Genomic DNA, 16,536 nt, shown 5'->3' with positions numbered 1-16,536 from the left:
TTGATCTATGCCGTTCAAAAAGGCCGATTTCGAGGTGTAGAAATGAAAATAATCATTCAAAAATTCGGCGGTACATCCGTTCGTGATCCAAAAAGCAGAGAATATGCCTTAAATCATATAAAGAGCGGATTGAAGAAGGGGTATAAGGTTGTTGTAGTCGTTTCTGCCATGGGCAGAATGGGAGACCCTTATGCAACCGATACTTTGCTGTCTCTTGTCAATGGTCCGAGTACTCTTTTGAATGAACGGGAACAGGACTTGCTTTTATCCTGCGGAGAAGTCATCTCTTCGGTTGTTTTCACGAATATGCTTCTTCAAAACGGCATAAAAGCAACAGCATTGACTGGCGGACAGGCTGGGTTCCGTACCAGCCAGGATTATACCAATGCGAAAATATTGGAGATCGATACTGACAGGCTCCTAAATGAACTGGAAAATGCAGAGGTGATCGTTGTTACCGGCTTCCAGGGCGTTGCTGAAAATGGTGACGTCACGACGATTGGCCGAGGAGGAAGCGATACATCTGCGGCGGCTCTTGGAGCAGCTTTAGGAGCAGAATATGTAGATATCTTTACAGACGTAGAAGGTATCATGACAGCCGATCCGCGCATTGCAGAAAAAGCCCGCCCGTTGTCAGTTGTCACATATACAGAAGTGTGCAACATGGCTTATCAAGGGGCGAAAGTTATTCATCCAAGGGCAGTGGAAATTGCCATGCAGGCAAAAGTGCCAATGAGGATCCGTTCCACATATACTGATGGAGAGGGTACTTTGGTTACAAGCTATCCGAAGCACCGCCGCGGCAGTGATATTCAGGAGCGCCTTGTTACCGGAATTGCTCATGTCGGACAGATTACGCAGATTAAGGTACAAGCGAAGGAAGGTCAGTATGATCTGCAGTCTGAGGTATTCACAGCTATGGCGAATGCCAGAATCAGCGTGGACTTCATTAATATTTATCCGAACGGTGTAATCTACACGGTTTCAGACAAAGATGCTGATACGGCCATCTCTGTCTTGAAAGAACTTGGCCACGATCCGATTGTCGAGCCGAATTGTGCCAAGGTATCGGTTGTCGGCGCCGGAATTACGGGTGTGCCTGGTGTGACGGCAAAGATTGTGACCCCATTATCGGAGAGAGGAATCCAAATCCTGCAATCTGCTGACAGTCATACGACCATCTGGGTTCTAGTAAAGGAAAAGGACCTGGTTGAAGCCGTTAATGCCCTGCATCATGCATTTAATCTCCATCTTGAGGATGAAAACACAATCGATTGGGCAGTCGATTACTGAGATAATTTTTAATTTTAACTAAAGGGAGTGGAAGTATGGTTCTATTTGGCCGCGTATCCACAGCGATGGTTACCCCTTTTGACAACAAAGGGAACATCGACTTTGCTAAAACAGCTAAATTGATTGATTACTTAATTGAAACAGGCAGTGATTCACTTGTTGTGTCTGGCACAACAGGGGAATCTCCGACTTTAACGACAGAAGAGAAGGTTGCATTATTCGAGTATGTCGTGAAGATTGTCAATAAGCGTGTACCGGTCATTGCCGGTACTGGAAGCAACAATACGTATGCGTCTATCAGCTTAACGAAGAAAGCCGAAGAGGCTGGAGTGGACGGGATTATGCTCGTCGCTCCGTACTATAACAAGCCAAGTCAGGAAGGGCTGTACCAGCATTTCAAGGCAGTCGCTGAATCTACAAGCCTTCCAGTGATGGTTTATAATGTACCGGGCAGAACGGTGACAAATATTTCTCCGGAAACAGTCATTCGTCTTTCAGAAGTGCCGAATATTAAAGCGGTTAAAGAAGCCAGCGGGAATTTCAATGCGATGACCAAAATCATCGCCAACACACCTGATGATTTTGATTTGTACAGCGGGGATGACGGGTTAGCGTTGCCGGTGCTTGCTATCGGCGGTGCAGGTGTCGTTTCTGTTGCCTCTCACATTATCGGTCGTGATATTCAGGATATGATCCAGAAATTCCTTTCTGGTGAAAAGGAAGAGGCTGCAAAGATCCATCAGCGCGTTCTTCCAATTATGGAAGGGCTGTTCATGGCGCCTAGCCCGGCACCTGTCAAGACGGCCTTACAAATAAAAGGAATTGACGTAGGATCCGTTCGTCTGCCTCTTGTACCTATGAATGAAGTGGAAAGAAACACGCTTATTCAGTTATTGAACACACTGTAAGCTTGTCAGTTTCCTTTTAGTTTCTTATGGACAAAAGCCAATCCAGCGGGGTTGGCTTTTGCCTTATATTTATCATCTAGTCATACATACCAGCAGTAAAAGAGTCGTTTCAATTGATTGATTTATTGAAAAAGTCCGTCTGGGTAGCGCAAGGAAACGGATTTCGGTTATAATGGTTTCAATTGGAAATGGACGAGCAGTTAATACAGGAGGAACTAAATTGGTAAAACAACTAACACAAAACATAAAAGTAATCGCCCTAGGCGGTGCGGGGGAGATTGGCAAGAACATGTATGTCATCGAAGTAGATGAGGATATCTTCGTTCTTGATGCCGGATTAATGTTTCCGGAAACAGAGATGCTCGGTATCGATGTAGTCATCCCTGACATTACTTATTTAATCGAAAACAAAGAACGTGTCCAAGGTATATTCCTTTCTCATGGACATGAGGACCATATTGGCGCTTTACCATACATCATTGAGGTGCTCGATGCCCCTGTGTATGGGACAAGGCTGACAATCGAATTGGCGAAAGCCAAAATTGAGGAAATCAAAGGAAGAGTAGATGTTGAATTTGAAGTGGTGGATTCTAACACGGCACTTCGTTTTGCGACATCGAGAATAACCTTCTTCAAAACGAATCACAGTATACCGGATTCTGTTGGTATCTGCATCGATACAAAAGAAGGAGCAATCGTATATACAGGTGATTTTAAATTTGACCAAGCTGCTCAAGGACCATATAAAGCCGAAGTAGGTAAGATGGCGGCAATTGGAGAAGCAGGGGTTCTTTGCTTGCTGTCTGACAGCTCAGGCGCTGAGAAGGTCGGTTTTACGCCGTCTGAATCCCTTGTAGCTGCGCAAATGTCAGATGAGTTCTATAAGGCAAAAGGCCGTATTATTGTTGCCTGCTATGCATCCAATGTTAACGGATTGCAGCAAGTGTTCAATGCAGCGCGGGACAACGCCAAGAAAGTAGCGGTCGTCGGTAAATCCATGCAAAAGGTGCTCGATATTGCCCTTCGCTTCAATTACTTAGAAGTAGCAGAGGAAACACTTATCCCGGTTGATCAGCTTGAAGGCTATAATGACAATGAGATTGTTATTCTCGCTGCCGGTCTTCAAGGTGAGCCGTTTGAAGCTCTGCAGAAGATGGCTAAGCATGCGCATAAGCAAGTGAACATTAAACAAGGTGATACGGTATTGCTTGCGGCGAATCCTCTTTATGGGGGAGAGCTGCTCATGTCAAGAACGATTGATCTTCTATTTAGGGCAGGAGCCATGGTGGTCGCTGGAAAGAATCGCATTCATGTATCAGGCCACGGCAGCCAGGAGGAGCTCAAAATGATGCTCAATCTGATGAAGCCTAAGTATTTCATCCCGATTCAAGGGGATTACAAAATGCTGATTGCACATAGCCGTATTGCCAAGTCCATTGGATTTAAACCAGAACAAATATTCATCCCTGATAACGGTGAGATTATCTCCGTATCAAAGGAACATATTGAGAGCCTTGGCAAAGTAACGACTGGCAATGTCTTGATTGATGGAAGCGGTGTAGGTGACGTCGGTAATATCGTGCTTCGTGACCGCCGTCTATTATCACAGGATGGAATTCTCATTGTCGTTGTGACACTAAGCCGTTCTGATAAAAGCATTGTCGCAGGTCCTGAAATTATCTCAAGAGGATTTGTTTATGTACGAGAGTCAGAATCCTTAATGGAAAAATCCAATTCTATCGTTCGTGAAATCGTCCTGAAGAATACATCCAAGGACCATTTTGACTGGGCAGGTATGAAGCAGGAGATCCGTGATAATCTTCATTCATTCTTATTTGAAAAAACGAAACGCCGTCCAATGATTTTACCGATTATTATGGAAGTCTGAGCATTTGCTGAAAGGATTGCTCTTTGAATAGGTTTCTTGCAAGCAGGTAAAAAACAGATTGTTTTTTACCTGCTTTTTTCTTTTGCTGCATCCATTTTTAATAGCATAATCGATATGGCAGGAATGCGCCCTTGCAGTTTTCGGCTTCAATCGGATGGATGAAAAAAATGGACTTTACATTCCTTTTCCTGAATGAATAAAAAAAATAAAAAAATGTTTGCAAGCGGTTTCTTTTTATGTGAGCCGGGTAAACTATAAATGAAAGGAGGATAGGAAAGAAATTAAAAAGAAAGCAGGATTAACACCTCAGGCGACTCAATCATATAGTGTTTCGTTCCGTGCAAGTACCAGTAAGAAGTAAATAAGCAAGAAACGTGAACGTTGGCTATATACCTGAATTGCCATGCGAAGAAGGGTTGCATGAATGGTCTAATGAAGATGTGGAGATATGGATTGCAGACCTGGAAGTAAAGGATATTCTGGCTTATAAACATAACTCAATCGGGAGAGGATGGAAGGGCTGATTTGGCAGACAGCTAGTGGGGATGTCACAAAAGGCCTGAATAGAATCGACCAAAAGCCTTTTATCGGATTTTCATTATAAAGGTGGCGTTATGGATATTACTTTACTTAAGGACAATCATCGATAAGCCCGATAATGACACTATTCATTGAGACATGGAAGATTGATTCCACATGTCAACACCAATCAAGTCGCAAAAGATGGGTTGAGTAACCAATAACTAAATATCAATGCAGTGTGTGTAATGTTTAGAACAAAAGGTGTAAAGAAACCTTTTATTAAGCGGAAGAAACACACTTCAGCTGAATGCAGGAACGTAAAGTACCGGACAGGAAAGTTAAGAATATAACCAGTTTATATTTAAATCAGCTGATGCATGGTTGAGTCACCTAAGGTGTTAAGAGAAGGGGAACCCTATAAAAAGGGTTCCTTTTTTGTATGCAGTGTGTTTATGACTAAACGTATGATTTCATCGTGTTTGCCCATACTAATGAGAAGCGTTTGCTTGATTTAAGAAGGGAGCCTGTGAAAACAATGGATAAAGCTGAAGAGGTGCCACGTGAGGAAAAGGCTGCTGATGAGAAGGGGGTTTCCCCAAGCAGCTTAATTGATAAGATTCAATCCCTGGGACAGACGAATGTGCCGCAATTACCAAAGGATTCAAATATTCATTGCTTAAATATCATTGGGCAGATCGAAGGGCATATGCAATTGCCTCCCCAAAATAAAACAACAAAATATGAACATGTCATTCCACAGCTTGTAGCGATTGAGCAGAATCCTGCCATTGAGGGACTGCTAGTCATCCTGAATACGGTAGGGGGAGATGTGGAAGCTGGACTGGCAATATCTGAAATGATTTCTTCTTTATCTAAGCCGACTGTATCAATAGTTCTTGGCGGAGGCCATAGCATTGGTGTTCCCATTGCGACTAGCTGCAATTATTCCTTTATCGCAGAATCGGCGACCATGACGATTCATCCCATTCGTCTGACAGGCTTGGTCATAGGTGTTCCGCAATCATTTGAGTATTTGGATAAGATGCAGGACAGGGTCGTTAATTTCGTCGTAAAGCACTCCAGTATTGATGAGGAAACCTTTAAGGATTTGATGTTTGCCCGCGGGAACCTAGCCCGTGACATCGGCACGAATGTCATCGGGGAAGATGCGGTGCGAACAGGCTTAATCAATGAGGTAGGAGGAATCGGGAGTGCCATTGCCAAGTTGAATGAATTAATCAAGGCAGGCAAAGAACAGGAGGGTACACCTATCCAATGACGTACTACACAATCATACCTGAGGAATTATTATCGATGGATCAGACGAACGTTGATTACCATAGCGTCTTTAACAAAGGCGGTGTGCCATTTGTTGGCGAGAGATTGCCTGATGGGTCCGTCCGGGTACACCGTATCATTAGCACAGAACCGAATGATTATTTATCCACTTCTCTATCCCCCGGCAATATAATTTATCATCCGGAATAAAAGGATTTGAAAGGCCAAATATGCTATAATTAAGGGAACAGGGATAGGCAGCCGGGGCCAGGCTGCTTTCTTTGTTTTCCTTAAGCGTTATGTCAGCACTTTTTCACCAAGAAGTACATACATAGACAATTGGCTGATATGAAGCTGCTAATTTTAGAAAGAAATACGGGTGGTTGGATGGCTAAAAATAAACGAAAACCTAGGTCTAAGAAGAAAGACCAGATCAAGTCTACCTTAAAATACGAAATATCCGGACTCGCCTTATTTGGCTTTGCAGCGATTGCCATGGCCAGGCTGGGTGCAGTTGGAACTTCATTCGTGATTTTGGCTCGCTTTTTCATGGGAGAATGGTACATATTATTATTATTAGGCCTTATGATATTCAGTATATACTTGATATACAAACGGGAGATTCCGTTCTTCTTTAAAAGGCAGCTTGTCGGCATTTACTTAATGGTATTGGCGATTCTTTTATATCATCATACGATTTTGTTTGAGCATCTAGCTTCATCTGCAAACGATGCTCTGCGCCCTAGTGTCATTTTGAATACGTGGGAAATCTTTTGGATGGAAGTGAATGGCTCAGCCAGTACGATTGATTTAGGAGGGGGAATGATTGGTGCATTCCTTTATGCGGCTTTCCATTTCCTATTTGCTGATGCCGGAAGTAAATTTATTGCCTTTCTATTCATCGTTGGCGGCATCATACTCATAACCGGCAGGGGACTCATGGATTCCATCGGCAAGGTTATCTCCTCCTTTGGACGTTTCATTAAGAAACAGTGGGATGCCTTTATAGAGGATTTCCGCAGTTCCAAGACAACAAGGAAAAAGGCAGACAAACGAGCGACACGCAAGACTGAGCCGGTCATGAAAGACATAGATGTTGAGGTGCCTGGCGAGAATGCGGCAGAAGAGGTGCCATTCGAGGAAAGAATCATTTCCAATTTCGCAGACCGAGCTTATCAGGAAACGGATGGAGTGTCTGAGCCGGTATCAGATCAAGCTGATGTCCGGCCGAAAGCTGGAGAAGGGAATGCGGCTGAAAAGGAAGAGCCTATGACCTTCATGGAAGTGGAAAATGTCGACTACCAGCTTCCAAAGCTGTCATTATTAAAATCGCCTAAAAAAGCAGACCAAAGCGGGGAATATGAGCTGATTCATACGAATGCCGAGAAACTTGAGAGCACCTTTAAGAGCTTTGGGGTGAAAGCGAGAGTGACTCAGGTTCACTTAGGACCTGCTGTAACGAAATATGAGGTTCATCCTGATGTCGGCGTGAAGGTATCGAAGATTGTCTCACTGGCAGATGACCTTGCGCTGGCCCTGGCTGCGAAGGACATTCGAATTGAGGCCCCGATTCCGGGTAAATCAGCTATCGGAATCGAGGTTCCGAATTCAGATGTAGCCGTTGTTTCCTTGCGGGAGGTTCTTGAGGTCCAGCCGTCTGAGAAAAGCGGGTCTAAGCTCTTGATTGCACTTGGACGAGATATCTCTGGAGAAGCTGTTTCGGCCGAGTTGAATAAAATGCCCCATCTTCTTGTCGCAGGGGCGACAGGAAGCGGGAAAAGTGTCTGTATAAACGGCATCATCACCAGCGTATTAATGCGTGCAAAGCCCCATGAGGTAAAAATGATGATGATTGACCCGAAAATGGTTGAGTTAAATGTCTATAATGGTATTCCGCATTTGCTGGCTCCAGTTGTTACGGACCCTCACAAAGCGGCTCAAGCCTTAAAAAAGGTCGTAAGCGAGATGGAGCGGCGATATGAATTATTCTCTCACTCTGGTACGAGAAATATAGAAGGGTATAATGATCTAATTACACGCCAGAACTTGGAGGAAGGAGAGAAAAATCCTCTCCTGCCATATATTATTGTCATTGTGGATGAATTGGCTGATTTAATGATGGTTGCGTCAAATGAAGTGGAGGACGCGATTACGCGTCTCGCCCAAATGGCCAGGGCTGCTGGGATTCATTTAATTATCGCGACTCAGCGTCCGTCTGTTGATGTTATTACAGGGGTCATTAAGGCCAATATTCCTTCGAGGATTGCCTTCAGTGTATCCTCTCAAATCGATTCAAGAACGATTCTCGATATGGGCGGCGCAGAGAAGCTCCTGGGCCGAGGGGATATGCTCTTTATGCCGGTCGGGGCATCCAAGCCAATCCGTGTGCAAGGGGCTTTCCTGTCTGACCAAGAGGTAGAGGATGTGGTTGATTTCGTCATTTCTCAGCAGAAGGCGCAATATCAGGAGAATATGATTCCTGAGGATATACCGGAGCCGAGCAAGGAGACCACAACAGATGAACTGTATGATGAAGCTGTCCGTTTGATTGCAGATATGCAGACGGCATCAGTATCCTTGTTGCAGCGCCGCTTTAGGATAGGTTATACACGTGCGGCCAGGCTGATCGATGAGATGGAAGCACGAGGGGTCGTTGGCCCTTATGAAGGCAGCAAACCGCGTGCTGTCCTGGTGCCAAAGGATTTTGACCAGGCGAGTAATTCTTAATAAAGAGGACTGAAAAGGACTTCAGCGTATATAGGCTGAAGTCCTTTCGTTTTGTCTGAGTATTCGATCATATATAGGCTGATTAATTACCGGGTTATTATCGAACTAGGATGACTAAATGGTTAGATAAACATGAATAAGGTTATATTATTATATCAATAAATGATTTTGTTTATTCTTTATTATCAGGCAATATAATCGATTGATTACATATTTATCAATATTTTCTGTAGATTTCAACAGAGTTCCAAAAATTTAAAGTGTAACATTATTTTATATTAGAAAAACATATTCATTTTTTCTTTAAACCATGTTAAATTATCATTTGTTAGTAGACTTTCTATACGCGTCTGTTTTATTCATGATGTGAACTCCATGCGAAAGCATTGGAAACGTACAAGATACGGAATCATCTTAAGGCCTAAATACATATATAGATCACGTTGAATGAGGGTATCTTTTTATTACCTAATTGATCAATGGAGATTTTACTCATAAATGCCGAAAAAATAGCTCATATTAAAAAGGCTACTGACTAGATTATTTTGGAGGTTAATGCAGTGAAGAAAAGAAAATTTGGAATTGCGCTTTCACTTGTTTTAGCGGCAAGTACCTTTATGAGTGCTTGTGGAAACAATGATGACAGCAGCAAAAATAATGCAGACAAGGATCATTTCACCGTTGCTATGGTGCCTGATACTGGAGGAATCGATGATAAATCCTTTAACCAATCAGCTTGGGAAGGGCTTCAAGCCTTCGGTAAGGAAAATGGCCTGGAGAAGGGCAAAGATGGATACAACTATCTGCAATCAGAATCTGATGCAGATTACACAACAAATCTAAACCAATTAGTACGCCAGAACTTCAACTTAATTTACGGGGTAGGATTCACAATGGATGGAGCCATTAAAGAAGTGGCTAATCAGAATCCTGACACAGAGTTTGCCATTATTGATTCAGTTGTAGAAGAAGATAATGTGGCAAGCATCATGTTCAAGGAAAATGAAGGTTCCTTCCTTGTAGGGGTTGCTGCTGGGTTGAAGACAGCCTCTAACAAGATTGGATTTGTTGGCGGAGTGGAAAGTGAACTCATTAAGAAGTTTGAAGTTGGTTTTATTGCCGGCGTTAAATCAGTTAATCCTAAGGCGGATGTCCAAGTGAAATATACAGGCACATTCAGTGATGCTTCCTTAGGAAAAGCGACTGCAGAAGCGATGTATAAATCAGGCATTGATGTCATTTATCATGCGGCTGGAAATAGTGGTAATGGTGTATTCACTGAAGCCAAAAACATAAAGAAAAATAATCCTGATAAAGATGTTTGGGTAATTGGGGTCGATAAGGATCAAGCCGATGAAGGAAAAATTTCCGGAACAGATATGAATGTTACGCTGACATCTATGGTAAAACGGGTAGACCTAGCTGTACAACAAGTATCAAAAGATGCGAAGAATGGGAAATTCCCAGGTGGTGAAACAGTCGAATTTGGTCTTGAAGAGGATGGGGTGGATTTAGCTCCGTCGAAGGATAATCTATCCGATGAGATCATAAAGGCTATTGATGATTATAAAGAGAAAATCAAAAAAGGCGATATTAAAGTACCGGCAAATGAAAAAGAGCTGGCTTCCTTCTTGAAATAAGGATATATCACTTCCTTATAAACAGATGGATAGAAGCAGACAGACTTCCTTTTGAGAAGGGTTTGTCTGCTTTTTTGATGGTTCATCAGCTGACTATAAAGAAGTCGTTTTTATCCATTAGTGAGCCTATTATAGGGGGATACGAACGAATATATATTATTTTAGGATAGAATTAGTATGGCGTAATGGTTGATCGGAAGCAGAAGTTTTATTAAGGTATACTGTTTAGAAATTACCGGATAATACACCATATGATATGGGAAAAATAGGTAGTTATGTTTTCGTAAACAGGTTTTTAAGCTGCTTTAGGATGGCTTATATACAAGAAAACGTTTTTAATAGGTCATGCTAAATGGAATAGAACGAAAATTTCAAAAATATAATCTTTTGGATGGTACAAAAGTCCTTTCAGTTAAAAAACATTGATTTAATAAGGTTTACGGCGCTTACATGGCGAAAATTCGTCAATTCGACAAGTGTGACATTATTTATATTTTAGGCAAACCTATTTATTTCTTCCAAAATCCATGATAAATTATGATTGGTTAGTAGATTTGTATCTTTTAAATGATTAGGAAATAAGTAACTTGGAGGAAAAAGGATGTCTATCAAACAGGACAACCGGCAGCTTTATCTGCAGGTAATCGACAAGATTAGACAAGATATTAGCTCGGGTGTCTATAGGGAACATGAGAAGTTGCCTTCAGAGTTTGCATGGGCAAAAAAACTTGGTGTAAGCAGAGCGACATTAAGGGAAGCACTTAGGGTTCTAGAAGAGGATAAGGTGATTATTCGCAGGCATGGGGTCGGTACCTTTGTTAATGCGACACCGCTATTTACATCCGGCATAGAACAACTTAATAGTGTAACTGATATGATTCGGGAAGCAAACATGACTCCAGGAACGATATTTCTTTCATCATCCATTGAAGGTGCAACGGAAGAAGATATGGAAAGGTTCAACTGTAAGAAAGACGAAAAGTTTCTGATAATAGAGCGAGTCAGAACCGCAAACGGAGATCCGGTAGTCTATTGCTTGGATAAGATGCCGATTCATGTGGTATCGGATGCTTCCATGTTTCAAGAAGAGTCGATGCTGGCCTTGCTGGAAGAGAAGGCGGGCGTGAAGATTACATATGCTGTCGCTGACATCGAGCCTATTGGCTATGATGAAAAGGTATCGCCTCTATTGAACTGTAATCCGGAGACAGCCCTTCTATTACTGAAACAAACTCATTTCGACAGTCAGGACAAGCCATATCTCCACTCTGCCAACTTTTTTAGAGCTGATAAGTTTCATTTTCATATTCTGCGTAAAAGAATTTGAGAAGGCTCATACTAAAAAAGCTACTGCCAAAATTATTTAGGGGGTTAAGAACGTGAAAAAACGCAAATTTGGAATGGCGTTGTCTCTCGTACTAGCTGCAGGAACTATTCTTGGTGCTTGTGGAAACAATGATGACAGCAGCAGTGAAGGTGATTCAAAAAAAGATAATTTCACCGTCGCAATGGTTACTGATACTGGTGGCGTTGATGACAAATCCTTTAACCAATCTGCATGGGAAGGCTTGCAAGCTTTCGGTAAAGAAAATGGTTTGGAAAAAGGCAAGGACGGCTACAACTATTTGCAATCAGAATCTGACGCTGATTATACAACTAACCTAAACCAATTAGTCCGCCAAAAATTTGATTTAATCTACGGTATTGGGTTCTTATTGGAAGGCGCAGTAAAAGAAGCAGCAGATCAAAACCCTGACAGCCATTTTGCAATTGTTGACTCTGTAGTTGATGCAGACAATGTTGCAAGTATTACATTCAAAGAACATGAAGGTTCTTTCCTAGTTGGTGTAATTGCTGGTTTACAATCTAAATCTAATAAAATTGGATTTGTTGGCGGAGTGGAAAGTGAACTTATTAAAAAATTCGAAACTGGTTTCGTAGCCGGTGTTAAATCAGTAAACCCTGATGCAAATGTTCAAGTGAAATACACTGGAAGCTTCAGTGATGCTTCTCTTGGAAAAGCAACAGCAGAAGCTATGTACAAATCCGGCATTGATGTTATTTACCACGCTGCAGGCGCAACTGGTAATGGTGTATTTACAGAAGCGAAAAATATCAAGAAAAACGACCCTGATAAAGAAGTATGGGTAATCGGTGTAGACAAAGACCAAGCTGCCGAAGGTAAAATCGACGGTACTGACATGAACGTTACGTTAACTTCTATGGTTAAACGTGTTGACCTTGCAGTTAAGCAAGTTGCAACAGACGCTAAAGATGGCAATTTCCCTGGCGGTGAAGTTGTTGAATTCGGTCTTGATTCTGACGGTGTAGATATCGCTCCAACGACTGATAACTTAACTGAGGACATGATCAAGTCTGTTGACGAATACAAAGAGAAAATTAAGAATGGTGAAATCAAAGTTCCTGCTACTGAAAAAGAACTTGATGAATTCTTAAAAAAATAAAGAGAACGATGAAGGGATAAGGGCAACATCCTTATCCCTTCATTACCCTTGCATATGACTGTCTGACATCAGACCTCTTAGGGAAAATGGTAAAGGAAAGGTAGCGCAAGGGTGTAACATTGGGTTGCTTTTCTTTTGCCATCTTGCTTATGAATCTTCATGGAAATTAAAAGGAGTGAATATCCGTGAACTATGTTATTGAGATGTTAAACATCCGTAAAGAGTTCCCCGGCATTGTAGCCAATGATGATATTACCCTGCAGGTTAAAAAGGGTGAAATCCATGCGCTGCTAGGTGAAAATGGTGCGGGAAAATCTACATTAATGAATGTCCTGTTTGGTTTATATCAGCCAGAAGAGGGCGAAATCAAAGTAAATGGTGAAGCGGTTCGCATCACAAGTCCTAATATTGCGAATGACTTGGGAATCGGTATGGTCCATCAGCATTTCATGCTGGTTGACACGTTCACTGTTACAGAGAACATCATTCTAGGTAAAGAACCAACAAAAGCTGGCAAAATTGATTTGAAAGAGGCTTCTAGAGAAGTCCGCGAGCTATCAGAGCGCTATGGATTGAAAATTGACCCGGATGCGAAGATCTCTGAAATATCTGTTGGAATGCAGCAAAGGGTAGAAATATTGAAAACCCTCTATCGCGGAGCTGAAATCTTAATCTTTGACGAGCCGACAGCTGTATTGACTCCTCAAGAAATTAAAGAACTAATCCAAATCATGAAGAATCTAATTGCTGAAGGTAAATCCATCATTCTTATCACTCATAAGCTGAAAGAAATTATGGAAGTATGCGACCGCTGTACAGTTATTCGTAAGGGTAAAGGAATCGGAACGGTTAATGTCAGTGAAACGAATCCAAATGAACTGGCAAGTCTTATGGTTGGCCGTGAGGTAGTATTCACAACCGTTAAGAAGGATGCCAAGCCTGCTGAGGATGTTCTCAAAATCGATAATCTCGTTGTAAAGGATTCAAGAGGTGTTGACGCAATTCGAGGCTTGAATCTATCTGTACGGGCTGGAGAAATTGTCGGCATTGCCGGTGTTGATGGCAATGGTCAGACTGAATTAATCGAAGCTATTACAGGCCTTCGCAAGAGTGAATCAGGAAGCATTACCATTAATGGAAATGATATTATGAACAAGAAACCGAGAAAAATCACGGAAACCGGCATTGGTCATATTCCACAGGACCGACATAAGCATGGACTTGTTCTTGATTATTCTATTGGCGAAAATATGGTGCTCCAAACCTATTACAAAGAGCCATTCTCAAAGCATGGCATCTTGAAATTTAAAAATATCTTTGATAAAGCGAAGCAGCTTATTGCAGAATTTGATGTACGGACGCCGAGTGAGTTTACCCCGGCACGTGCCTTATCAGGCGGGAACCAGCAAAAAGCCATCATTGCAAGGGAAATTGACCGTAACCCTGACTTGCTGATTGCTGCACAGCCGACACGCGGACTCGATGTCGGAGCTATTGAATTCATTCATAGACGTTTGATTGAACAGCGTGATAAAGGCCGCGGGGTCTTGTTAATTTCATTCGAATTGGATGAAATCCTGAATGTAAGTGACCGAATTGCCGTCATCTATGAGGGGGCTATCGTAGCGGTTGTCGATCCTAAGAAGACAACAGAGCAAGAGCTTGGTCTCTTAATGGCAGGAAGTAAAGTGAAGGAAGCGGGGCAGGAAACACATGTATAAACGTCTATCAAATATACTAATCCCTGTAATCGCCGTTATTTTGGGTCTTATTGCAGGTGCTATCGTCATGCTGGCGAGCGGTTATAGCCCTGTAGATGGATATATCGCATTATGGGAAGGCATATTCAGTGACACATATTTTATGGGAGAAACCATTCGTCAGGTAACTCCCTATATCTTAGCAGGTCTAGCAGTAGCATTTGCTTTCAGAACGGGTCTATTCAATATTGGTGTTGAAGGACAATTCTTGATGGGGTGGCTTGCATCCGTATGGATTGGAACCTTATTCACCGATCTTCCACGACTCATTCACCTTCCGCTGGCTGTATTGGCAGCAGCAGTAGCCGGTGCGCTATGGGCATTCATCCCAGGCTTGCTGAAAGCGAAATTCCGAGTTCATGAAGTTATTACGACAATCATGATGAACTATATTTCTCTGCATGTTGTCAACTATATTATTTCGAATGTACTGACTGACCGATCTGATAAGACTGAAGCAATCGCGGGTTCTGCGACACTGCGTTCGGAATTCTTTGCAGCATTGACAGACAACTCACGGATGCACTGGGGCTTTGCTATTGCCATTGCCGGTGCAATCATTATGTGGTTCCTATTAGAGAAGACCACAAAAGGATATGAACTGAAGGCGGTTGGGTTCAACCAGCATGCTTCTGAATACGCAGGAATCAGTGTTAATAAAAATATTATTTATGCCATGTTAATCTCCGGTGCATTTGCTGGTCTAGCTGGCGCGATGGAAGGTCTTGGAACATTTGGTTACATTGGTGTTAAAGGCGCTCATACAGGTGTCGGATTCGACGGTATCGCTGTTGCCCTTCTAGGTGCAAACACAGCCCTTGGTGTTGTTCTTGCCGCATTACTATTCGGCGGGCTGAAATATGGCTCATTGAACATGCCGCTTGAGACAGGCATTCCAACCGAGATTATTGATGTTGTCATAGCCCTGATTATTTTCTTTGTGGCTTCAAGTTATATTATTCGCGTCGTAATCAGCAAGTTTAGCAAGAAGAAGGGGGTGGAATAAGTGAGTTTCGTAGAAATTTTAGCTATACTTGTTCCTTCTACACTTGTCTATGCAGCTCCGCTTATTCTTACCGCTCTTGGCGGCGTGTTTTCTGAACGATCTGGTGTTGTTAACATCGGGTTGGAAGGGATCATGATTATTGGTGCATTCACAAGTGTCGTATTTAACTTAACATTCTCCGATTCATTAGGAAGCTGGACCCCTTGGGTTTCTCTAGTGGTAGCCATGGTTGTTGCGGGGATTTTCTCCTTGCTTCATGCCGTTGCGTCCATTACATTCCGTGCGGACCAAACGGTCAGTGGTGTCGCGATTAACATGCTAGCGCTTGGGGCGTCTCTGTTCCTCGTGAAATTAATCTATGGTGCTGGTCAAACAGACAAAATTGCTCAGCCTTTCTATAAGGAAGATATTCCGATTCTTAGCGACATTCCGGTTTTGGGCGATATTCTTTTCTCTGATGTTTACTATACTTCCATCATCGCCATCTTCATTTCGGTGATCGTGTGGTATGTTATTTATAAAACGCCGTTTGGGCTTCGTCTTCGCTCTGTTGGGGAACATCCAATGGCGGCAGATACGATGGGAATCAATGTAAATCGTATGAGATATATCGGGGTATTCCTAAGTGGTATTTTAGGTGGTTTAGGCGGTGCTGTTTACGCGACGACCATTGCCCTAGATTTCAACCATGCAACCATTTCAGGCCAAGGGTTCATGGCCCTTGCCGCAATGATTTTTGGTAAATGGCATCCAATTGGTGCGATGGGTGCGGCATTATTCTTCGGATTTGCTCAATGTTTGAGTATCGTAAGCTCGATGCTTCCGTTCTTCAGTGAGATTCCGAACGTCTACCTGCTCATCCTTCCATATGTTTTAACCATTCTTGCCCTTACTGGATTTATCGGGCGTGCAGATGCACCGAAAGCATCCGGGCAACCATATATCAAAGGCAAGCGATAAGAATGAACGTTCAAGCAGGCAAAGGAAAAGGGGAAAATCCCTCTTACCTTTGCCTGCTTTTTTTATTCGAAACGATCATCATTGATTGT

Annotated in this window: 12 protein-coding genes; all 12 read left to right on the top strand. The window is 42.5% G+C overall.

Annotated elements, in window-relative coordinates; genetic code table 11:
- The first annotated feature begins 42 nt into the window (after positions 1-42).
- The 12 genes from dapG (at position 43) to AC622_RS12580 (ending at position 16,447) form a co-directional block, all read left to right on the top strand.
- Complete coding sequence (gene dapG, locus AC622_RS12635) at positions 43-1,293, top strand: aspartate kinase (protein ID WP_049671381.1); 1,251 nt, start codon at positions 43-45, stop codon at positions 1,291-1,293.
- A gap of 35 nt (positions 1,294-1,328) precedes the next feature.
- Positions 1,329-2,201, top strand: coding sequence for a 4-hydroxy-tetrahydrodipicolinate synthase (gene dapA, locus AC622_RS12630; RefSeq protein WP_049671380.1), 873 nt, complete (start codon positions 1,329-1,331; stop codon positions 2,199-2,201).
- A 220-nt stretch (positions 2,202-2,421) separates the two neighbouring features.
- Positions 2,422-4,089, top strand: a complete 1,668-nt coding sequence (locus tag AC622_RS12625; protein WP_049671379.1) for a ribonuclease J — start codon at positions 2,422-2,424, stop codon at positions 4,087-4,089.
- A gap of 1,057 nt (positions 4,090-5,146) precedes the next feature.
- Complete coding sequence (locus AC622_RS12620; RefSeq protein WP_049672949.1) at positions 5,147-5,890, top strand: ClpP family protease; 744 nt, start codon at positions 5,147-5,149, stop codon at positions 5,888-5,890.
- On the top strand, positions 5,887-6,099 hold the full coding sequence (locus tag AC622_RS12615; RefSeq protein ID WP_049671378.1) for a YlzJ-like family protein: 213 nt from the start codon (positions 5,887-5,889) through the stop codon (positions 6,097-6,099). The genes AC622_RS12620 and AC622_RS12615 overlap by 4 nt, the downstream gene beginning before the upstream one ends.
- Positions 6,100-6,276: 177 nt before the next feature.
- Positions 6,277-8,616: a DNA translocase FtsK gene (locus AC622_RS12610; protein WP_049671377.1), complete on the top strand. Its 2,340-nt coding sequence runs from the start codon at positions 6,277-6,279 to the stop codon at positions 8,614-8,616.
- Positions 8,617-9,176: 560 nt separating this feature from the next.
- Positions 9,177-10,256 (top strand): BMP family lipoprotein, encoded by a 1,080-nt coding sequence (locus AC622_RS12605; RefSeq protein ID WP_049671376.1) that lies wholly within the window; start codon positions 9,177-9,179, stop codon positions 10,254-10,256.
- Between the two features lie 601 nt (positions 10,257-10,857).
- Positions 10,858-11,583 (top strand): GntR family transcriptional regulator, encoded by a 726-nt coding sequence (locus AC622_RS12600; RefSeq protein ID WP_049671375.1) that lies wholly within the window; start codon positions 10,858-10,860, stop codon positions 11,581-11,583.
- A 52-nt stretch (positions 11,584-11,635) separates the two neighbouring features.
- A complete protein-coding gene (locus AC622_RS12595; RefSeq protein WP_049671374.1) occupies positions 11,636-12,721 on the top strand; it encodes a BMP family lipoprotein in 1,086 nt (361 codons plus the stop codon).
- Between the two features lie 185 nt (positions 12,722-12,906).
- Positions 12,907-14,442: an ABC transporter ATP-binding protein gene (locus AC622_RS12590; protein WP_049671373.1), complete on the top strand. Its 1,536-nt coding sequence runs from the start codon at positions 12,907-12,909 to the stop codon at positions 14,440-14,442.
- Entirely contained in the window at positions 14,435-15,487 is a 1,053-nt protein-coding gene (locus AC622_RS12585; protein WP_049671372.1) for an ABC transporter permease, read from the top strand. Before AC622_RS12590 ends, AC622_RS12585 begins: the two co-directional genes overlap by 8 nt.
- The gene (locus tag AC622_RS12580; protein ID WP_049671371.1) at positions 15,488-16,447 is read left to right on the top strand and encodes an ABC transporter permease; all 960 of its coding nucleotides are present in this window, start codon (positions 15,488-15,490) and stop codon (positions 16,445-16,447) included.
- Positions 16,448-16,536 lie beyond the last annotated feature (89 nt).

The sequence above is a fragment of the Bacillus sp. FJAT-27916 genome (assembly GCF_001183965.1).
GTDB lineage: Bacteria > Bacillota > Bacilli > Bacillales > Pradoshiaceae > Pradoshia.
This window is presented reverse-complemented; position numbering and strand designations above follow the sequence as displayed.

Excerpts from the sequence above, each read along its gene's own strand:
- AC622_RS12610 (WP_049671377.1), top strand. The coding sequence starts at position 6,277 with ATGGCTAAAAATAAACGAAAACCTAGGTCTAAGAAGAAAGACCAGATC.
- AC622_RS12615 (WP_049671378.1), top strand. The coding sequence starts at position 5,887 with ATGACGTACTACACAATCATACCTGAGGAATTATTATCGATGGATCAG.
- dapA (WP_049671380.1), top strand. The coding sequence starts at position 1,329 with ATGGTTCTATTTGGCCGCGTATCCACAGCGATGGTTACCCCTTTTGAC.
- AC622_RS12600 (WP_049671375.1), top strand. The coding sequence starts at position 10,858 with ATGTCTATCAAACAGGACAACCGGCAGCTTTATCTGCAGGTAATCGAC.
- dapG (WP_049671381.1), top strand. The coding sequence starts at position 43 with ATGAAAATAATCATTCAAAAATTCGGCGGTACATCCGTTCGTGATCCA.
- AC622_RS12620 (WP_049672949.1), top strand. The coding sequence starts at position 5,147 with ATGGATAAAGCTGAAGAGGTGCCACGTGAGGAAAAGGCTGCTGATGAG.
- AC622_RS12585 (WP_049671372.1), top strand. The coding sequence starts at position 14,435 with ATGTATAAACGTCTATCAAATATACTAATCCCTGTAATCGCCGTTATT.